Source organism: Paenibacillus sp. FSL E2-8871 (assembly GCF_038000345.1).
Lineage (GTDB): Bacteria > Bacillota > Bacilli > Paenibacillales > Paenibacillaceae > Paenibacillus_AQ.
The window spans coordinates 2,202,005-2,224,106 of record NZ_JBBOBV010000001.1 but is presented as its reverse complement, the minus strand read 5'-3'; the positions used below and the strand labels follow the sequence as shown (position 1 = coordinate 2,224,106).

The 22,102-nt window shown below is 43.3% G+C and carries 13 protein-coding genes and 1 pseudogene; 12 read left to right on the top strand and 2 right to left on the bottom strand.

Annotated features, from left to right (window positions below; translation table 11 throughout):
• Window positions 1–61: 61 nt before the first annotated feature.
• The 5 genes and pseudogenes from NYE25_RS10245 to NYE25_RS10225 all read left to right on the top strand — a co-directional run bounded on the left by NYE25_RS10245 (window position 62) and on the right by NYE25_RS10225 (window position 8,797).
• Window positions 62–628, top strand: a complete 567-nt coding sequence (locus NYE25_RS10245) for a GNAT family N-acetyltransferase (protein ID WP_341052939.1) — start codon at window positions 62–64, stop codon at window positions 626–628.
• Between the two features lie 149 nt (window positions 629–777).
• Window positions 778–2,283 (top strand): hypothetical protein, encoded by a 1,506-nt coding sequence (locus NYE25_RS10240; protein WP_341145846.1) that lies wholly within the window; start codon window positions 778–780, stop codon window positions 2,281–2,283.
• Window positions 2,284–2,295: 12 nt separating this feature from the next.
• Window positions 2,296–3,054 (top strand): DUF6063 family protein, encoded by a 759-nt coding sequence (locus NYE25_RS10235; RefSeq protein WP_042189773.1) that lies wholly within the window; start codon window positions 2,296–2,298, stop codon window positions 3,052–3,054.
• The gene (locus NYE25_RS10230; protein ID WP_341145845.1) at window positions 3,041–7,522 is read left to right on the top strand and encodes a hypothetical protein; all 4,482 of its coding nucleotides are present in this window, start codon (window positions 3,041–3,043) and stop codon (window positions 7,520–7,522) included. Before NYE25_RS10235 ends, NYE25_RS10230 begins: the two co-directional genes overlap by 14 nt.
• Before the next feature lie 127 nt (window positions 7,523–7,649).
• Window positions 7,650–8,797: pseudogene (locus NYE25_RS10225) on the top strand (IS3 family transposase).
• 777 nt (window positions 8,798–9,574) lie between these two features.
• Here the strand turns inward: NYE25_RS10225 and NYE25_RS10220 are convergent.
• Window positions 9,575–11,038: an ATP-binding protein gene (locus NYE25_RS10220; RefSeq protein ID WP_341145844.1), complete on the bottom strand. Its 1,464-nt coding sequence runs from the start codon at window positions 11,036–11,038 to the stop codon at window positions 9,575–9,577.
• Window positions 11,039–11,243: 205 nt separating this feature from the next.
• On the opposite strand from NYE25_RS10220, the gene NYE25_RS10215 reads away from it, so the two are divergent.
• Both NYE25_RS10215 and NYE25_RS10210 read left to right on the top strand, forming a co-directional pair.
• Entirely contained in the window at window positions 11,244–11,966 is a 723-nt protein-coding gene (locus tag NYE25_RS10215; RefSeq protein WP_341145843.1) for an MOSC domain-containing protein, read from the top strand.
• A gap of 83 nt (window positions 11,967–12,049) precedes the next feature.
• Window positions 12,050–14,119, top strand: coding sequence for a serine hydrolase domain-containing protein (locus NYE25_RS10210; protein ID WP_341145842.1), 2,070 nt, complete (start codon window positions 12,050–12,052; stop codon window positions 14,117–14,119).
• 95 nt (window positions 14,120–14,214) lie between these two features.
• Here the strand turns inward: NYE25_RS10210 and NYE25_RS10205 are convergent, their stop codons facing one another.
• Window positions 14,215–14,646: a flavodoxin domain-containing protein gene (locus tag NYE25_RS10205; RefSeq protein WP_341145841.1), complete on the bottom strand. Its 432-nt coding sequence runs from the start codon at window positions 14,644–14,646 to the stop codon at window positions 14,215–14,217.
• A 413-nt stretch (window positions 14,647–15,059) separates the two neighbouring features.
• On the opposite strand from NYE25_RS10205, the gene NYE25_RS10200 reads away from it, so the two are divergent.
• From NYE25_RS10200 to NYE25_RS10180, 5 genes are all read left to right on the top strand, one after another.
• Window positions 15,060–15,401: a DUF4181 domain-containing protein gene (locus NYE25_RS10200; RefSeq protein WP_341145840.1), complete on the top strand. Its 342-nt coding sequence runs from the start codon at window positions 15,060–15,062 to the stop codon at window positions 15,399–15,401.
• A 226-nt stretch (window positions 15,402–15,627) separates the two neighbouring features.
• Window positions 15,628–16,533: a phosphatase PAP2 family protein gene (locus NYE25_RS10195; protein WP_341145839.1), complete on the top strand. Its 906-nt coding sequence runs from the start codon at window positions 15,628–15,630 to the stop codon at window positions 16,531–16,533.
• Window positions 16,534–16,618: 85 nt separating this feature from the next.
• On the top strand, window positions 16,619–17,974 hold the full coding sequence (locus NYE25_RS10190; protein ID WP_341145838.1) for an MFS transporter: 1,356 nt from the start codon (window positions 16,619–16,621) through the stop codon (window positions 17,972–17,974).
• A 33-nt stretch (window positions 17,975–18,007) separates the two neighbouring features.
• Window positions 18,008–20,272: a beta-glucosidase family protein gene (locus NYE25_RS10185; RefSeq protein ID WP_341145837.1), complete on the top strand. Its 2,265-nt coding sequence runs from the start codon at window positions 18,008–18,010 to the stop codon at window positions 20,270–20,272.
• A 24-nt stretch (window positions 20,273–20,296) separates the two neighbouring features.
• Window positions 20,297–21,997 (top strand): glycoside hydrolase family 3 protein, encoded by a 1,701-nt coding sequence (locus NYE25_RS10180; protein WP_341145836.1) that lies wholly within the window; start codon window positions 20,297–20,299, stop codon window positions 21,995–21,997.
• Window positions 21,998–22,102 lie beyond the last annotated feature (105 nt).

The following is a 22,102-nucleotide window of genomic DNA, read 5'->3' as shown; positions in this document are numbered from 1 at the left end:
TCGGCAGGGCATTCCGAAAGCCGCCAGCGTTCTGGCAGAAGCCTTCGCAAAGGATGATCCATTGTATCAGCATATTTTGCCTGATGAAACAACCAGACTCCGCGTATTAAACATTTTTTTTCATCGTTATATTGAGATGTTGTATCCTTATTCGGATTTACTAACGACGTCAACAAATTATGAAGCTGTCGCCTTGGTGTTCCATTCGGAGCGTCAGAGCGGGACATTGATTTCGAACGTCAACTATATGAAACAAATTGGGCTGGCGATTCTCAAGTGTTTACCGATTTGCCGAATCATTGGTGTGCGAGGATTTATTCGAGGGTTAGCCACTTTGCGCAGTATGAGTTCCTTATGGCTATCGATGTTTGGTGATCAGAAGTATATGCATTTGGATATGCTTGTAGTGCAGGAACGTTACCGTGGGCAAGGATATGTATCAAAGATTATGATGCCGCTGCTCGCCGAGTGCCGCGAGAAGAATGCATTATGCACGTTAGAGACACAGACGCTAAGTAATCTTCCCATCTATGAGCATTATCAATTCCGCACGGTTAAGGTTATCCCTTTACCCAACAGTACATTAGAGCAGTATTGCATGGTATGTACTCCAGATTCTGCAGAGTAGAAATGCGTGGATAGAATCTATTATTTTGTTTAACAATAAATAGCACAACCTTCGATGAATTGATATAATAGAAACATATATTCGCGTACTTCAGAACCCTATACGGATGTATACGGGTTTTATTTTTATTTGGTGAGGATGGCAGAAAGATGAATTGGTCGGATTTTGGCGAACGAAATAAACGATTGAATCCCCTATGGAATCTGGGGGCTGGGATGAACCTTGGCGAAATCCAACCGTACAAAGAAATGGTATCTTTAAGCATCTTGCTACAAGTCTATTATTTGGAGCTAGAATCCAATGAGAGAAGATCCAAGGAAGATATCATAGCGTTGGCTTGGACTGCATTGGAACGGTTCAATATTGCGAATCTCGGGACTACCGAATCCGTAGAACGTTTAGTAGACGGCCTGCTCTGGAGCGGAAATGGTGGGGATTTCGAATCCTATTATTATGATGATGCGGCTCGGCAAATGTCTGTGCAGAAATATAAGTATTTCATGGTGGATGAGGATGCGACCCGCAGTAGCTGGGAAGAGAGCGGCAGAACAATCTATCGTCTCTCCGAATATGCCATGGAGCTTATTTTTATGAGTCATGAGATTATTGAAGAGTTCCAGATCAGCATCAAGCTGCTCGAGATTCAGATGCATATTAAGCATGGACGTGTAACTCGGGCGCTTCAGGATGTGAATGAGCTTATCTCCCGGGTTAGGAAGATGACTCATGAGCAGCAGGAATACCGGAATGCATTGCGCCGTAACCCGAAGCATATTTTTAGTGAATTCGGAGTGGCTCGGCATCAGCGACTCGAAGAAATTCATCAGCAGTTCGATGAGGAACGCAAGCATTTTGATAATATTCATCGTTCGCTGGCCCGGCTAGCCAATGATGAGAAGGATGTGATCGACTTTAATGAGATCCGTATTCTTTCTGAACGAGTCGAGCTCTCAAGGCGTGTACACGATGAGCTGGCTGAGATAGTCTTGAATATTTTCGAGGTGGAGACCAACTTAAGATTGAACTTCCCTGAACTTTTCTGGGGAGCCTCCGGCTTTAATTTTCGTACGCATGTATGGGAGGAATGGGTTAAAGAAGAGGGTCTGCCAAGCGGTGACAGTCTTGATCTGCTACTAAGTGGATTGTTCGCTCCGAATCAGGATTTTGTCTATCCACTTCCTTGGGCTTGGGAGGAACAAGAGGTTGGTTTTATCCCGGATATTGTAATAGATGAACTTGAAGATGAGCTCTATGCTGAGAATGCTCAATATATTCCTAAAGGTATTCCATGGGCGGAAGTCGTTGAACTGTGGAAGCCTGTGTTCAGTGCGCTAGCCGAGCGGGGAAGCTTTACGTTTACTACAGAAGCTTTTACCGAGGAGGAATTAACAAGATGGGCACGCACACCAGATGCTGTCGATCTGTGGGTGCAGTTTTTTCATTCAGAGATTGTAGTACAGGAACAGGCTCCGGAGAACAGCAACGGATCTGATGAATGCCAGCTGCTAATCAGGTACGTACTAGCGGATGATCCTCAACTGGAGAGCTTGCACGGCAAGCTATTGCGGACGAGCATTGCGCAAGAATCAGCCCTAAGGGTACGCTGGTCTGGTCTAGACATGAGCCCATATACTATTACGATCGTGGAGAGGTGAGAGGTTACTAGCATGAGTTATACATTAGAACAGGTACAGCAAGCTTCACGGCTATTTTTTGAATTACTTCGTAAAAAAGTAATCCCTCTCGATGATCCTGCGGCAGCGGAATGCCTGCAGGATGCAGGAACATATGATGCGCTTCAATATGTTGCCAAGGAGGCAGGCTGCCGAGTGATGAATTCGGGACACCGTCTCCATTTGTTGGTCAATCCACTCGGGTCAGTGTTCGCCACCAACTTTACCCAGTTGAAGAATAAATACTCACGAATTGAACGCAAAACTCATTTACATATCATTAATATCATCATCCTTGTGTTTCTGGCCGAGATGGATCAGGACGAGACTCACTTTAAGTCCGGGCAGGACAGTATGTCCTATATACAGATATCCGATCAGGTGTCTTCACTTTTCCAAGCATGGATGCAGATGGATGATGAAGGCCGGTTTAGTCAGCAGTGGCGCTTGGATATCCAAGCGATGTCGAAGGTGTGGACTAACCTCTATATGCAAACTAAGAGTCAGGAAGAGAGCGATCTTCTGACAAGAGGCGCAGGCTCACGAATTGGGCTGATTCATGAAGGCATGAAGCTCCTGGAAGAGGAGAAGCTCGTGTTCATCTCGGAGTCAGAGAAGCGGATATTCCCACGGGAAGAGCTTTATGAGAGAATGCGGTATTTATATCATGATGTTGACCGGTATCAGGAATTGAAGAAACTCATCGGACGAACTTTAGCTGAGAAAGACGGTGCTATTAATGCCGCGGATTGAACGCATACGGATTACAGGACTTAAATATGAGAAAATGCTCAAGAAATATGATGATATGATTCTGGACCTCTGTAACGAAGAGGGGCCAAGCAATACGCTTATTACGCTTATGAATGGAGGCGGGAAGGGCGTACTGCTGCAATCCATATTTCAGTTATTAATGCCTAAAACACCATGGGGAAAAGACAGTGAGAACCAGGTGGAAGCATTTTTTCATAATCATAAAAAACAACTTAAACCTTACACCTTTCATGTAGCTATCGAATGGCATCTGGACAACAATGAGCGTAATGAATATATGACGACTGGTATTGCTATGACGGCACATAACTCACTGGATCAGCAGGATATTAAAGTGGATTACCTTCTATACGCACTTACCGATTATGGCGATGCGTCTGAACTCACCCTTTCGACGTTGCCACTCTTCGATGAAGAGACTGCTGAACCTACGAGTTTTGAAACGATCCAGCAATTTATACGAGATCGGCGGGGAGAAATTGTACCTTTCGGTAGTCATAGCTCGGATTTAAAAAGATATTATGATTTCCTGGCTACCCGGGATATCCATATCGCCGAGTGGCGCAATATGCGGCGGATTAATGGGGAAGAGGGTGGTATTAAAGGTTATTTTAAAAAGAATGACGCCTTTACCAACCATAACTTATTCGAAAAGCTAATTATCCCTGAGATTGGCTCCAGTCTAAATGAGGGACCCAAAGAAGAAGACAATACGCTGCAGCGGATGTTTATTGACACGGCGACAGTAGCTCAACGTCTACCGATGCTTGAACAGCGGGAACAGGTCTATACAGAGTTTCTTGGCATCGCTGCACCTTTATACGAGCTGGTGAAGCTAGGAGTAGAGGCAGAGAGTGTTGTTCAAGAAACTGAACTTCGTGGGCGTCAGATCTATACGGTTATTCATGAAGAACAGAGAAATGCGGAAGAAGAGCGAAGTAAGGTTGGTAATGAACTGGCGGGTCGTTATCAGGATGCGAAGCAATTGCGATTTGAGACGGACAATCTAAAGTATTTGCGCAGTAAGGAAGAAATGGAACTGAAACAGGAAGAGTTCAAAAAGCTTAGTGATGATCAGAGACGTGCACGTGGACGGCTGGACGATTCCAAGACTCAGGAGAAAAAGCTTGAAGTGGCTCATTTCTTAGCTAAACGTATGCTCCACACACGACAAATTGAGCAATGGCAGAAAGAAATTCAAGCGATCGAAGGATCTCTGGAGATGAAAGAACGTCAAGAGGTCATTCAGACGGCTAAAGAAAAGCTTCGTAAACAATGGGATGTGGTGTCAAGCCTCTGGCAACAAACGATCAGAGGATTTGGAAACGCTGAGCGAGCACTGACGACTGAAGAAAAAGGTCTGCGCAAGGAGCGGGAGAGCTTTCTGTTGGAGTTAGCAGGCCTGGATATCCAGATTAATGAATTGACGCTATCTATCCGTCAATATACAGAAGAACTCGGAACATACGCAGCTCAGCATGGTCAGGACGCTGCACATGCTCCGGTGGCGGCGCTTCAACGTACGATTTCAGCTGCCAAAACGATACTTCTGGATATGGAAGTGCTAGACGAACAGCATAAAGAGGCAGAGAACCGAAAGCTGGCACTGCATAAGAATCACGCAGAACTCAGCGAGAAGCATCGCTCTTATGAACGAGAGGTAGACGAGCTCGGGGCACTGCTTGATTCGCAGACCTATAAAGAATCACAATTATGGTCACAGATTGTTGTTCTACTGGAAATGTTTGATGAACATAATCGTTTGGGAGCTACTGGCCTTTTTGAAGAGCAGGATACGATTCAACTACGATTTATCCGAAAAATGGATGAAGTGGAGCAGCAGACAAAACGTTCCAGACGAGAGTACTACAATCAGCTTATGGACGTGGAACTTCAGAATCAATCCTACTGGCTGCCGAATTCAGATATTCTCGCGGTCAAGGATACACTCGATTCGCTCAAGATTCAATCCACACCGGGCAGTTCCTATTTAAATGATCGTCCATACCTTGAACGTGAGGAAGAACTAGAGCGCCATCCACTCCTTCCTTATAGTCTGATTGTTACCCGGCGCGAAGCTGATAAAATTAAACCGGATTTGCTGAAGGACACACTGCTCAAATCAGCGGTGCCTATCTTTATCCGTGAAGAGATGGCAGCTTCAGATCCAGTATCTTTTAAGCTTCTAGCTAACCAAGGCCCACAAATGGTACTGGAGCCAGATCGGTTCTTAAACTTTAAGAGCGGTATTCAGGCGAAGCTTAAGGAGCAAGAACAAGTGCTTCAGGACGCGGAGGCATATTTATCGAAGTTGAAATCTGTGCGTCAGGAATATGAGCGGTTATATCAAACAGAGAACACTGTGACGATTACAGCCAAACGCAATACCCTTATGAAACTGCAAAGTGAACTTCAGCAGAGCATTATCAGTCTGAGCAGCGAGATTAATGAGAACGAGAGCACGCTTGCTCGGATCGGTCGGGAACTTATCGAGAATAAGGTGCTTAGTGCAGAGCATGAGCAGAGAGCAGCAGCGTTACAAGGTTGGATTGAACGTTCGAAGAAACATGAGCAGGATCAAAAGGAGAAGAAAAAGTATACAGATCGTAAGAGTCTAGTGAGCAAAGAGCTTGCGAGTAAGGACCAGCAACTCGAGCATCTTGAAGCGCAAATGGTAAGTCTTGGCGGAGAGCGTGAGAAATGGATGGGAGATGCCAAGTATGCTCTGTTTCCTAGACTGCAGCATTGGTTCCCTGAAATTGTATTTCCGACATATCATCAGCTTTCGGATGATATGGAACCCACACCAATAGATCCCGTAGAGCAGAACCTTCTGTTGCAGCAGCTCAGTACCGTTGAAAGTCTGCAGCAATCGCTGACGGAGAATGAGCTTGAAATTCGAACAAGAGCCGCCCAGATTAAAGCGGCGAGCGAGAATCTAACGGAGCTTGAAGCCAGCCTGAATCAAGTGGATGAGAATTGGCGGAAGGTAACAGAGCCTGCTGAATCTACTGAATCCATTATGGCTGCAAGAAACCGTCAAAAGTCGAAAACTGCTTCACTGGAAGAAGACTATCAGATGGTTCACGATTCTTTCATCCGTTGCCAGACCGAATTGGAGAATTTGCAGAAGGAATTGCGTAAGGTAGAAAAAGGAATCAAAGAGAAACATGAGCGTGCCGTGGAAATTTGGAATGAGCAACTCGAGCAAAAAGAGGCGGACATTCAGGAGCGTTTCCAAGAGAATGAGCTCATGCTTAACCAGTGTAAACGATCTTTGGAAAGAATGGATGCGCTTATTCAGACGTTATCCAATCAAATCAAGATCATGAATGCGCATATTGAGGATCGGGTCAATCTACGGACTGTGCCAGAAGAATTAATGCTGAGCGTAAGAGAAGGCTGTGAGTCACTGGTTGCTGACTGGCTTCTTCGTATTAAGGATAGCCGAGTTAGACGGGACGAGGTCTCCAGAAAGGTGAAGGAAGAGAAAAATTCATTAACCGGAAAACTTGCCAAAAACGAACGGAATTCTGAACTGGAGACCAAGATTCTAGATCGTTTAAATACGGTCCATTGGGATAATTTCGCTATTGCTCAGCAAGTCCTAGATTCGATGTTACGTAGCTCACGCGATCAGATTGAGAGCATTCAAAGCGATAAGGAGGATATGGATCTGTCCCGCAAGATGTGGGTAGCCCGGGCTTCTTATCGTGTAGTACAAATCATTGATATTATGAAGCGAATGGAACGTCGGATGATTATTCATAATGAGAATAATTATGCCTTCCCGCTGGTACGCCTGAATTATAAGAATATTAATATACCGAGATCTAGCGATGAGGTAGAGCCGATGGTCAGCGACTATTTCAATCGTTGTATCCATGAATTGCTCTCAAAATATCCAAAGATTGAACAAGTGCCAACACTTATAATCAAAGAGGTTATTAATGACGGACGAATCGTCTATGCGGCGCTTCAGAATCGCTTTCCGATTCTTCAGGTATATAAACCAGTAACGGAAAATTACTTCCTCTACGCCGCTCCGGAAGACTACCATTATTCCGACTGGGAGATCATCAATCGGGGTGCGCTGGATGAGGCTGTCGGCAGTGGTGGACAGCGCCAATCTGTGCAGCTACTGGTAGCCATGATGATCATGACGCATAAACGTGTGAATCGTGAGAACAAAGGATGGACGGTCTTTTTATATGACAATCCTTTTGGAGAAATGGTATCTAATAATGTGCTTGATCCCGTATTTGAAATTTCTAAGGCTCTTAAATTTCAGTGGCTGATTGTAACGCCACCGGAGCTAGTGAAGAATGACGTTAGCGTTCGCTTTGGTGTGTACTGGCAGCTCTATTTCGGAGGTGTCAAAGGGGACATGCTAGAATCCACCCTAGTCAAGGGAGGAAGAAAGCTCATTCCTGTTTCACTTTTTTGATCCCATGTATCAATAATGAAAGAAGCTTAGTAGCATAATGCTGCTGGTATTATCCCCTCATGGTTGACAGTGAAAAAAGAGCACATGGTATCATGTGTTTAACACAGTCGACCGGAGGGGATTTTTCATGGCTAAAAAAGGGCAGACGTTTACGAAGTATTCAGAAGAGTTGAAGAACGAGGCGGTTCGACTTCACTTAGAGGAGCATATGAGCTATTCACAAATTCTAGAAAAACTCGACATCAAGAGCGATGCTCAGTTGGTGAGGTGGATACGTAAATTTAAAAGTGGGGAGACCTTTGAGGACGGACGTGGAAAAGGTGGAAGGAAACATTTTGACAGTAAAGACGAAGAAATCGCGTATTTGAAGGCACAGGTCGAATACTTAAAAAAGCTCAATCCCAATCTACATGGGGAGGGAAGTTGGATACAAATACCCGGTGCCAATCCATTCAAGAAATGAGCGAGCGATACCCGATTGTTTGGCTGTGCAAACTGGCTGAATTGTCCCGGGCTGCATACTACAAATGGAAAAAGACCTCTGACCTGCGGGAAGCACGCCAAGAGAAGGATACGAACCTTAAGGAACATATCTTAGCCATTCATCGGTTACGTCCTGCCTATGGCTATAAGCGAATGCGTACAGCGCTTCGAAAAGAGGGATTTCCCGTAAACCATAAGAAAGTTCGCAGGTTGATGAGAGAGCTAGGCATCCAATCAGTGATTCGCAAGAAACGCCCGTTTGCCGGGCGTAAGCCTTCTGTCTTATTTCCAAACGTACTCAACCAGGAATTCACAGCCCACGCTCTTCAGTAAAAGTTAGTCACGGATATTACCTATATCCGTACAGGCCACGAATTTGTCTACTTATCTGTAGTGATGGATCTGTACAACAACGAGGTTGTGGCTTGGAGAATCTCTGTCCGTAATGACTTGAAGCTAGTGGTAGATACTGTGAAATCTCTCCAAGACTCAAAGGCTCTCCTGCACTCTGACCAGGGCTTTCAGTACACTACTCGGACGTATGCCCAGGTTTTAGAGGACAAGGGTTTGGTCGGTAGCCACTCCCGGCGGGGGAATTGCTACGACAATGCTTGTATAGAGTCATTCTTCTCTCACCTTAAGACCGAAAAATTGTATTTGGAGAAACCCAAGAATCTTGAAGATGCTGAACATTTGGTTAAGGAGTACATCCTTTACTACAACAAGGAACGCTTCCAGAAAAAACTCGGCGACCTGTCTCCGGAAGAGTACCGGAACCAGATCGCCGCTTAAAAGGCTTCTTTTTTACTGTCTACTTGACGGGGCTATGACCACTGCTGGAGCTTCTTTTTTGTTATACATTATCCTTATCTTTCTCGCTTATAACGCTTACCGGCCTTAAAGGACGCCGAAGGCGTATATGCTTACTATAATAGAATTAATAAAATTTCGAGACTGCGGAGAAATGTATGCGAAAAACCGAATACAATGTGCCGCCGGTAACGTAAACGAGCCGAATGTATGCGAAAAACCGAATACAATGTGCTGACGATAACGTAAACGAGCCGAATGTATGCGAAAAACCGAATACAATGTGCCGCCGGTAACGTAAACGAGCCGAATGTATGCGAAAAACCGAATACAATGTGCCGCCGGTATCGTTAACGAGCCAAATGTATGCGAAAAACCGAATACAATGTGCTGCCGGTAACGTAAACGAGCCGAATGTATGCGAAAAACCGAATACAATGTGCCGCCGGTATCGTTAACGAGCCAAATGTATGCGAAAAACCGAATACAATGTGCTGCCGGTAACGTAAACGAGCCGAATGTATGCGAAAAACCGAATACAATGTGCCGCCGTAACGTAAACGAGCAGAATATATGCGAAAAACCAAATACAATGTGCCGCCGTAACGTAAACGAGCCAGCACCGTTGTTCTCCCCAAATTACCCGGGAATGGGCTTGTTATTAGGGAATAAGTGCAATATGGTCCGTTAAGCGGAACCTCACTACGAAGGTATGGATACTAGTATGAATGAGGATCATTCATTGCGGCACTTCATATGCTATACCGCAGCTTCCTCTGGCTCTAAAATTTTTGGAATGGTTACCGTAAATGTAGTGCCTTGCTCAGGGACACTTTCTACAGTGATCGCTCCGCCATGATTATGTACAATATTCTGCGTGATCATAAATCCAAGGCCTGTTCCTGTTTCTTTTGTCGTATAAAATGGTTTACCAAGTGCTTTAATCTGTTCCTCTGTCATCCCGCAACCTTCATCTTGCACGCTGATTCGGGCTTCACTTTCATTTGTAAGCACATGAATATATATGTTTCCTCCACTATTCATTGCTTCCATCGCATTTTTGAGTAAATTAATAAATACCTGTTTCAGCTGATAAGCCTCACCATGGATCCAAATGGAGTGATCTGTACAGACAGGGAGGATCTGAAGGTTTTTCAGTGCAGCTTGTCCATTCATTAGTGTGGTGACTTGTTCTAGTAAAGATAATAAATCCACTGCTTTACTGATATGCGTCGTTTGTGGCTTGGATAAGACCAGCAGCTCGTTAACGATAAATTCGATGCGTTTCAATTCTGACTCAATAATGAAAAAATATTTATCATTCATGCGCTCGGAAGAGCGAAGCAGCTTCATGAAGCCGTTAATGGCGGTAAGCGGATTTCTGATTTCATGAGCGATTCCAGCTGCTAATTGCCCTGCGGTAGATAATTTCTCGGATTGGATTAGCCGTTCTTCTTCCAGCATTTGCTGAGAGACATCTTTAAATATTCCGATAAATGCCATGTTTCCATTGAAGATAATCGGTAATGTGAATCCATCCACAAATTTCTGCTGACCATTTAAGCAATTAATTAAGTAGCAAACAGAGCCAATCGTGTCACCACTGTAATACCTTTCCCTTCGTTCTTGGAGGATTGCATGGTTGGTAAGGTCTACAATATTAGTAGTGGATGTACCCACCAATTGATTCAGGCTCTCCGCATGGATTAACTGTAAGCCCGCTGAATTCACATACTGAATAATCCCTTTTGCTGTAATAACAACGGTCAGAGGTAATCCCTCCAGGAGTTGCAGGAATGATTTATCTTTTTCTAGTAGACTGCTTTCCGCTTCTTGCAGCTGAGTTTCTATATGCCTGATCAAGGTCTTGTTCTCAAATTGAGTAAAATAATATAGGGGTGCACCATTAGCATCCGAAACGATAGATATGGAGATCTCTATTGATAACAGCTGTCCGGTTGGTAGGTAGTAGTCCTGTTGGAATCGATGCGGATGGATGTTCATAGAGGAAAGAGACCTTCCAAGCTCAGCAATTTCATGGATCTGACTTAGGAGGGTTCGGACGGATGGTGAAGGTGTTATTAACTCGTTATGATCATATCCCAATAGGGTACTTAGGGCTGAATTCCATTTTAGGAACGTTCCATCTAACGAAACTAGAGCCATTCCAATTACAGCATGTGTAAAAGAAAAATCAAAACTTTGGAATTCATTGGACCGCACTGCTATTCACCTCTCATATTCTTTCCACTATATGTAATAGTCATAGTATAAAACATATAATCAAATAAAATATATAAATTTTTATGTGATCGATAATCGTTCGAAATAGCTATGTGTTGTTGTGAAAATAAGGGTGCAAGAGTCAAACGATTTCAGTTAGAATTAAAGGATATGTTGTATTTTTAGAAAGTGGAGGCGTTGTGCCGTGCAATCAATCGTTGGTGAAATCAAAGAAATTAATCGCTATCCAGTCAAGTCATTTGCAGGTGAACGATTGGAAACCTGTGTAATAGAACCGTATGGAATGTTAGGGGATCGCTTCTGTGCCTTTTATGATGAGTCAAAAGAGGGCTGGTGGCGGTATTTTACGGCTAGAAATAATCCTGAAATGCTTACCTACCAAGCGCAATTTATCAATGGAGAAATTCATGTAAGGGCTTCGGATGGACGAACCTTTGGATGGGATGAGCATTTATTGGAAGAAATCCAAAGCCAAACTAAAACGCGAATTACCATGTCTAGTATAAAAGCTTCACATCCACAGCCAGAGCACCCGCAATTGTTATCGGTGGATGGCGCCAGTATTTTACTCATTACGGATGCTAGTTTGAAGAAGCTAGAGGCTGCGTGGGGACATTCCTTAGATCAGCGCCGGTTTCGTGGGAACTTTGTTATAGCTCTAAGCGATGAATCTCTTTTCGAAGGGGATTGGATCGGGCGGCAGCTCTCCATAGGAGATGTTCAGCTACAGGTAGATAGTTTTTGTGAGAGATGTATGGTTATCACGATGGACCCAGATAGTCAGGAAAGAGACCCTAAATTATTGAAAAAACTAAACCAAGAATTTGAACTACACTTCGGAGTGTACGCTTCTGTAGTTAAGACAGGGGAAATCAGAATTGGAGACAAAGTAGAATTAATGGATTAGATAATGATATAAACGTCCTTTACATTCTCATATGGATAATTTACCCTTTAAAGGAATGGAAAATTCATAGCGGGAGGGAATGTATGAAGAAGAAAATAATATCTCTGTTGATGGTATCTTTACTTTTAGTAGTTTATCTTCCAACGAATGCATTAGCAGCGGATAGTAGCAAAACGCAAACATATGTGAACACTCAGAAGGTCGCAGCAGAGAAGGCAGCATTCTTAACGGAAAAGATAGGAACGACAAGTCTCCAATATGCTCTTATCGATGGCGATAATATCGTTATGAGCGGCACAGCTGGATACAGCCATGTGGAGAGCAAGACAGCACCAAGCACTACAACGATGTATGGAATTGGCTCGACGAGTAAAATGTATACGACCGCTTCTATTATGAAGCTCGTTGATCAAGGAAAGGTAGATTTGGATGCACCTGTCGTATCGTATCTGAATAATTTTACAATGGAAGATTCACGCTATAAGCAAATCACCGTACGAATGCTGCTGAATCATTCATCAGGTCTTGGGGGTTCGAACTTATCAAACTCTTTCTTATTCAATGATTCTGATTCTATCGCCAAAGATAATTTGCTAGCGACTTTGACAACTCAACGCCTAAAGGCAGATCCAGGAGCCTACTCAGTATATTGTAATGATGGATTTACGCTGGCGGAGTTGATTGTTGAGAAAGTTAGTGGAATGGACTTCACTACATTCATCCATCAGAATTTTACAGGTCCTTTAGGGCTTGGGCATACGAAAACGCCAGTAGATTCTGTGGATTCTAGACAGCTGGCAAGTGTATACAATGCTACCTACCCTGCCGCTTTACCCCAAGAGACGATTAACGTGATTGGAACAGGGGGCATCTATTCTACGGCTGAAGATTTGGTGCGATTTGCAACTATTTTCACTGGAGGATCGAAAGAACTTCTATCAGAAAAATCAGTAAAAGCGATGGAGCAAGAGGAGTACAAGCGTGGAATGTGGCCAAAAGGAAAAGATAATTCGTTTGCGTATGGATTGGGCTGGGACAGTGTAAATTTATATCCATTCAATCAGTACGAGATCAAAGCTCTGACAAAGGGTGGGGATACAACTCTGTATCATACTTCACTTGTTGTATTGCCTGATCAGCAGATGGCAGCAGCTGTGGTATCTTCTGGTGGGGATAGCACAACCGATCAGATGCTTGCTAACGAAATATTGCTCAGTGCGCTACAAGAAAAGGGAGTTATCAAGGAATTAAAACCTACACCTACATTTAAAGCTTCGAACAAAGAGGTTATGCCGCAGGAATTGCTGGATTATGCTGGTGTCTATGCTGATTCTACACAACTGATGAAGATAGAGATTAGTAAAGCTGGGGAATTGAGTGTATCTTCGATTATGGCACCTACATTTCCAGGTCAGAAATTTTCGTATAATACAAACGGTGAATTCTTAGATGCAACGGGTACTAATAAAGTCAGCTTTGTGAAGGAAAGCAATGGACGTGTCTACCTTTGGATTCAAGGGTATGGGGTCATTCCAGGGCTTGGTGAGACTGCTCTTTCTCAATATTCAGCTGAAAAGCTAGAGGCAAACGCTTTATCCAATGAGGTCTTGTCAGCTTGGCAGCAGCGTCAAGGGAAATTGTATTTTGATGTCAGCGAGAAGTATAGCTCACAATTTTACATGAGTATGCCAGTAGCTGGAATTGCTATGTTCCCTGATGCACCGGGCTATATGGGCTCAAATAAAATAACTGGGCCGAATAAAGCTGAAATGACCGTGCAAATTCCAACTTTAGGTGGGCGCGATCTTGCGGATATTGTTTTTGAAAATAAAGAGGGCGTGGAGTATCTCAAGATTGGAAACCAATTATTTATAACGCAGGATGCCATTAAACCTATCTATGCCGGCCCGCAATCATTGGTAACCATTCAAGCAGATGGATATGCGAGATGGTATGAAGTACCTGAGACAGCATCAGGCAAGTTGATGACAGTAGGGCTACCACCTAAAGGTTCCTTTGCTGTCTATGATGCGAATGGTGTGTGTGTAAATTTCTCTACTGTCAGTGGTCTTACGAAAGTTAAACTTCCGAATAACGGGAAGATTGTATTTGTAAGCGATGTGGGTGCGAAGTTTGAATTGACAATCAAGTAGTAATAAACCATTTAAGTATATTTTATTAAAAAAGATCCTGTTATCCAGATAATATATCTGGATAACAGGATTTTTATTAGAAAATTCTATATTCCCTATTTAAAATTCTTAGAAAACTCTTTTATTTTATCTACAAAAATCCCCTTGAGCTGATCAGTACCTTCTTTGGGAGCCTTATAGGCTTTATAACCGCCAAAGGATTCGATGCAAACCGCAGCTTTTTTTAAATCATCTGGGAAATTCTTCTCAATTAATTCCTCCGTAGTCTTTGGTTTTTCGTTACAAATATAGTAGCCCATCTTCTTATTTAGAAACTCATCTTTATTTTTTTTGATAAAATCACGAATCGCTTTATATATTTTCTCGTCTCTTACTCCAGCACCTAAAATAATGCTATCAAATGCCTCAAGACTTGGCTTCTCTATTTCAATATTACAGATCTTACTCTGAGGAAGCTCTTCTGATAATACCTTTGCGCATTGCTCTGTTGCCCCTGATTTTGTAGCGTATAGAATAAGTACTGCCATTGTGGTCCCTCTTTTCAGTTTAAATTGTTCAGGTTTAAAAATACCCTCACAAATCGAATATCTTGATAATCAAGATATTATCTATACTATCGAAAATGCAGATCTTTTGTCAAGTTAGCAACAAGTTCTCATGCGTTAATCAAACACCCTTATTATGGTATCATAGGGATAATTACGCTATCACTAACTACATCTTTTAAGAATCAAACGATAAAGAGGGGAGTGGAGATAAGTTGAGTATTATCGTAATGCTAGTCATCTATTTTTTGCTTGGAGTATTCGTGATTAAATTAGGCATCGATAACTCTAGAAGTACGCAAATATCAAAAGAAATATTAAATGAGTTAAGAGAAATCAAAGAACTAATGATAAGAAATAAATATGAATAACTTCTTAGAAGGAGGGCATCAGGATTGATCATTCCTTTTTTATTATTAATTCTTGCTTTTTCTGGTTTTTTTCTAAGGATATGGATTGTTGGCCCGGATAAAGAAAAACTTTCTGACGACGGTAATGAGCTAAATATTAAAGTTAAATTAATACTCGGACTTATTGGATTAATTTCGGTAATTGTCATAATGATAGCTGATGGCGTACAGGGGATGGGAATGAAGTGGTTTTGGATTGTATTCATAATTATTTCCCTAGGATTTCAGTCATTTATTGATTGGAAATTTTTAAAGCATACGAAACAACATATCGTTTCACTGATTTTGTTAGTTGAAGGTGTGGTGTTAGTTTATTTCCTTTTCTAATCGTTTGTACCATAAAGCCTAATCTCCTGTCGCGTGCACAAGGGATTAGGCTTTTTTGCTTATTGTAGATAAACGATCCTTTTGATTTATTGATCACTTTTTCACATAAGAGGAGGGTTAAAATCTACCCTAGTTTAAGTTATTATTCGCCTATCCGAATTCATGAATGGAGCTTTATAATCTCAAATGTAAGCGTTTCCTAAATGAGTATAAAGGGGATGAGGAGATGACGACAAAAGGGACAAAACGTTTTATATGGGGATTTCTTATAGTATGGGTCATGTTAATGACGATCTTTACGTTTAATGATCTGAATCTATCCAAAGCTCTGTATAACGAACATGAATCGCGGTTTGGTTGGTTTTTTGAGGTATATGGAGAACATCCAGCTTTTCTAGTGTTATTCGCAGCTGGAAGTATTCTATTTAGTACGGTTAGAAATGAACGGTTGATAAAGAAGATTATGGTCCGTCTGGTGTCCGGATTATTCATCCTACTTAGTGGATTTGGTATTATAACGATTACTTTAACTCGTGGGTATGGGCTGGATGGGGATCATGTTATGATCAACAGTTTAATTATAACCGTACTCTTTGCAACGTTGTGTCAATGGCTATTGAACCGTATAGCTGTTCAAACGCTAAGACAGTATAATCGTGCTGCTTGGGCAGCTATCCTGATCGTATTCGCGGAGATTCTGCTTGTAAATGTCCTCAAAATCTTTTGGGGCAGGATGCGTTTTCGTAATATGGAGGGCGATTATTCTCTATTTACAAGCTGGTTTCTCCCCCAAGGCATTCAAGAGAACGGCGTCACAACGGAAGCATACAAATCCTTTCCTTCGGGTCACTCTGCCAATGGCTGGACCATGATGCTGTGGATGATGTTTATGCCTTTCGCTAATAAATGGCGCAATATCATGCTTGTCTGTGCGGTAGTGTGGGGAATCAGCACCTCGACTAGCCGCGTCATTATGGGAGATCATTTTGCAACGGATGTATTATTTGGAGCATTTATTACAATTACTTGTATGCTGCTGTTCTGTAAGCTCTTTAAGGTTGATCTGTATCCTAATAGTCAGCCTAACGCTACCGCTCTGTTAAAAGATAAAAATGCCCCCTATTTTCGTTAAAATACGGACAGTTTAAAAGAATCAGCTTCAGTACAATGCAATTAAGAAAGCGCTAACAAAATGCGGCGCAGGGGGAGATGGTAGTATGAATGAAAATCAAATGCCATGGAGAGAGCGAATTAGTTATGGGCTAGGCGATACCGCGTCAAATCTAATTTTCCAGATGACAACACTTTACCTCATGTACTTCTATACGGATGTGTTTGGTCTGAACCCTGGTGCAGTAGCTGTGGTATTTCTTGTTGCACGGGTAATCGACGCGATCGTCGAGCCGTTCATTGGTGTCATGATTGACCGCACGAAAACAAAGTGGGGGAAATGCAGACCCTATTTTCTTTGGCTTGCTGTTCCTTTCAGCTTGACTGCAGTACTTATGTTTTTGACGCCGGATTTTGGTGATACGGGCAAACTTGTATACGCATACATTTCGTACACCGTGCTCGGTATTATGTATTCCGGTATTAATCTACCACTGTCTGCAATCCTGCCAAGTCTGACTAGTAATTCTAATGAACGTACAGTGATCAATACGGTTCGTATGATATTCGCCGTAATTGGGGTTGTTACAGTTAGTGCTGGAACGATGCCGCTTGTGAAAGCTTTTGGTGGTGGCGATCAAGCAAAGGGTTTTCTGGTCACCATGATCTTGTTCTCAAGCATTGCACTGCTGCTGTTTCTAAACATGTTTGCGAACACTAAAGAACGCGTAAAAGCCATTGATGAAAAACCGCTTCCGATGCGAGAAGGTGTTAAAGCGCTCAAAGGCAATGTACCTTGGTTGATCATGCTTCTGATGAGTTTGTTCCTGTGGATCACAACATCGATACAAGGACAGACCAGCATTTATTATATGACCTATTATATGAAAAAGCCTGAACTCATTCCTATCGTGAATTCCATGCAATTATTGATGATATTTTCGATGGTGATCGCTCCTTTTGTAGTGAAGAAAATTGGGAAAAGGAACACAATTATTATGGGATCAGTGGTTTCTATCATTGGCTACCTTATTGCAATTACTGGGGGGAATGCCCTTTCTGTTCCGGTGCTGTTGGCAGGGCTTCTTATAAGCGGGCTTGGCATGGGAGTAGGAGCAGGTCTGATTTTTGCAATGATGGCCGACACGGTTGATTATGGGGAGTGGAAATCAGGTGTTCGGGCACAAGGCCTACTTTATTCAGCTGCTAGTTTTGGGGTTAAGGTGGGGATGGGACTCGGTGGAGCACTTGGTGGGGTGATATTGTCGATGGGTGGTTATGTAGCTAACTCCACGGCGCAGTCAGAATCCGCATTAGCTGCGATTTCATTTAACTATTTGTGGGCACCGATTATTTGCCAAATTATTATGATTACTTTGCTGTTGTTCTATCGTCTTGACAAGGATCAGCCCGTTATGATACGTGAGCTCGAGGAACGTCGCAATTCTTCTATCGCTATGTAGAGAAACTAGTCAATCATAAGGAGTGAAATGAACATGGTACTTAACATTCAAGAACTTATTGCACAAATGACTTTAGAGGAAAAAGCAGGCATGTGCTCAGGACTAGATTTCTGGCAGACCAAAGCAATCGAACGACTAGGTATTCCTTCCATCATGATGACAGATGGTCCACATGGTCTGCGTAAGCAAAAAGCCGGGAATGATCATTTGGGTATATTCGATAGTGTCCCTTCTACTTGTTTTCCGGCAGGAGCTGGAATGGCTTGCTCTTGGGACCGGGAGCTAATCAAGGAGGTAGGCGCAGCCATTGGGGAAGAGTGTCAGGCAGAAGATGTCTCTATTTTACTGGGGCCTGGAGCTAATATTAAACGTTCACCCTTATGCGGCCGCAATTTTGAATATTTCTCTGAAGATCCGTATTTATCCTCCGAGATGGCAATAGGCCATATTGAAGGCGTTCAGAGCCAAGGCGTAGGAACTTCGTTAAAACACTTTGCTGCAAATAATCAAGAGCATCGGCGTATGTCTGTAGATGCAATTGTAGATGAGCGTACACTAAGGGAAATCTATTTGGCGAGCTTCGAAAGCGTGGTGAAAAAAGCGCAGCCATGGACCGTTATGTGCTCCTACAATCAGGTGAACGGCGAGTATGCTTCAGAGAATCCGTATTTACTCACGGATATATTAAAAGAAGAATGGGGACATGAAGGGTTCGTAGTTTCTGACTGGGGTGCGGTGAATGAGCGAGCTAAAGGCTTAGCGGCGGGTTTGGAGCTAGAAATGCCGTCAAGTAATGGTGCCGGTGATCAGAAGATTATCGATGCGGTTCAGAGCGGAACATTAGCTGAAGCAGCACTGGATCGTGCGGTGGGTCGCTTGCTTTCTATTATTTTCAAAGCTGTTGAGAATGACAAAGAAAATGCTTCCTATGATCCTGAGGCACATCACCAATTAGCTAGAGTTGCTGCCAGAGAAAGTATGGTGCTACTCAAAAATGAGGATGGGTTGCTTCCCCTGAAACGTGAGGGATCCTATGCGGTGATCGGTGATTTTGCCCGTAATCCACGTTATCAAGGTGGTGGAAGCTCACATATCAAGCCAACTAGGTTGGATGATATATATTACAGCCTTCTAGAAGAAGCGGGTTCATATGCGAAATTGAGTTATTCTCAAGGTTACGTTTCTGATAGCGATGAGCCGAGTCTGGAACTTATTGGGCAAGCCATAGAAGCCGCTTCACAAGCAGATACGGCGATTGTGTTCGTCGGATTGCCAGAGCGCTATGAGTCTGAAGGCTACGACCGGACTCATCTTCGTATTCCAGAGAGTCAAATCCGTTTGATCGAAGCAGTCGCTGATGTTCAGCCTAACACTGTCGTTGTGCTGAGTAACGGATCGGCCATTGAAATGCCTTGGATCAGCAACGTCAAAGCTGTGCTTGAGGGTTATCTAGGTGGGCAAGCGCTTGGTGGTGCCATCTCCGATCTGTTATTCGGAAACGTAAGCCCATCAGGTAAGCTGGCAGAGACCTTCCCTTTGCAGCTGGAACATAATCCTTCCTACTTAAATTTCCCTGGCGAAGGAGATACCGTTGAATACAAGGAAGGATTGTTCGTAGGATACCGCTACTACGATGCTAAGCGAATTTCACCTTTATTCCCGTTTGGTTATGGTCTCAGCTATACAACATTTGCATACTCTGATCTTTCGGTAAGTTCGCACTCTTTGAAAGATACTGACACGCTGCAAGTAAGCGTGAAGGTTACCAATACTGGCGCTATGCAAGGCAAAGAAGTAGTACAGCTATATGTAAAAGACGTACTCAGTAATGTGGTGCGGCCAGAGAAGGAGTTAAAGGGCTTCGCGAAGGTAGATCTGCAGCCTGGGGAAACGAAGCAGGTAAGCTTTACGCTTGATAGCAGAGCGTTTGCTTATTATAACGTGAAGCTGAAAGATTGGCATGTGGAAACCGGTGAATTTGAAATTTTGGTGGGAGCTTCTTCCCAAGAGATCCTGCTTGTTGAGTCTGTGGTTGTTGAATCAACTGTATCCCTCGCTAAATCCTATACCCGTAATTCAACTATAGGTGATCTTATGGGAGATCCACAGGCTGCTGCTATTATTCAAGCTATGCTGTCACAAGCTGGTGAGATGATGCCCATGCTTCAGGATGGCTCGGATATGATGATCGAGATGATGCGCAACATGCCGATTCGTGCAATGGTTATGTTCAGTCAAGGTGCTATGACGGAACAAGGGTTAGATGAGCTGATTAATCTATTGAATTCCAATAAATAAATCTGGGAGAGTGAGATAAAAGACATGATAGATTTGAAAGCTAAACCGTTTCATCTAGATGATGAGGGGATTAAATGGGTAGAACAAACCTTAGCCTCTCTGGATTTGGTGGGCAAGGTCGGGCAGTTATTTTGCCCGATCGGGTTCACCGATGATAAGACGCAGCTGGCACTTTTGACACAAGGGATTAAGATTGGCGGGATTATGTTCCGTCCCGGTCCAGGAGAGCTGGTGCAAGAAACACATCGCTACTTGCAGGATACATCGGATATTCCGCTGCTAATTGCAGCTAATTTTGAAGCAGGAGGTAATGGTTCTGCGGCAGAGGGTACTTTCTTCGGCAAGCAGCTGCAAGTGGCGGCGACGGATAATACCGAAATGGCTCGTAAACTTGGTATCATTGCCGCGCGGGAGGGTGGTGCTGTAGGCTGTAACTGGGCTTTCGCACCCATTCTCGATATCGACTATAATTTCCGTAATCCGATAACCAATGTTAGAACATTCGGTTCTGATCCGCAGAGAGTAGCTCGCATGAGCAAGGCGTACACCGAAGCGATTCAAGAGCATGGCATGGCCGTATCTATTAAACACTTCCCTGGGGATGGCGTTGACGAAAGGGACCAGCATTTGTTGACCTCTATTAACTCACTTTCAGTGGAAGAGTGGGATGCTACCTTTGGGAAGGTATACGCGGATTGTATAGAAGCTGGCGCACATACGGTTATGGTAGGGCATATCGCTCATCCCGCCTATTCCAGAGAATTAAGTCCGGGGATTACAGATTTGGAGATTATGCCTGCAACGTTAGCTCCTGAGCTTTTAAATGATTTATTGCGTAACAAGCTCGGCTTTAATGGATTAATTACTACAGATGCTACGCCAATGGCGGGATTCACGATGGCAATGAAGCGGGAGCTAGCGGTTCCGACATCCATAGCTGCAGGTTGTGATATGTTCCTCTTTAACAAGAGTTTAGAAGAAGACTTTGCCTATATGATGAAAGGAATTGAGACCGGCATTCTGACGGAGGAACGCGTGAACGAAGCAGTGACTCGTATTCTTGCAGTGAAAGCTGCGCTGGGACTTCATAAGAAGAAACAACAAGGCACGCTCGTTCCAGAAAAAGAAGCCCTTGCCGTCCTTGCTTGCGAAGAGCATGTGCGTTGGGCTCAGGAATGTGCAGATGAGTCAGTTACATTAGTGAAGGATACACAGGAGATGCTCCCCATTAGTCCTGAGAGTCACAAACGTCTACTGGTATTCACACTAGGAGGCGAGGAAGGATTATTCGGAGGGGCAGATATTGCACCTTACTTCATTTCCAAGCTAAAAGAGGAAGGATTCGAGGTAACGCTCTTCAATAAGAGTGAAGTTGATTTCAGTGCCATGTTCGGAGGTGTAAAAGCGTTAACGGATCACTATGATGCTGCGGTCTATATCTCAAATCTGGAGACCCATAGTAATCAAACCGTTGTACGGATTAATTGGGCACCTCCATTTGGGGCAGACATGCCATGGTATATTCAAGAACTGCCAACGATGTTCATTTCTGTAGCGAATCCTTATCATTTGATCGACGTCCCGCGTATACCAACGTTCATTAATGCCTATTCACCAAGTAATTATGTGGTAGATGCACTGATTGAGAAGCTTGTGGGGCGTTCCTCCTTTAAAGGAGTTAATCCTGTGGATCCGTTTTGTGGCTATTGGGATACACAACTATAATTAGAATTCATAGAGATCTGTAATAGTATCAAGCGATTGAATAGGATAGTTCTATTCAATCGCTTTTTTTATAATATAATAGGGCATTAGACATATATTGAGAGA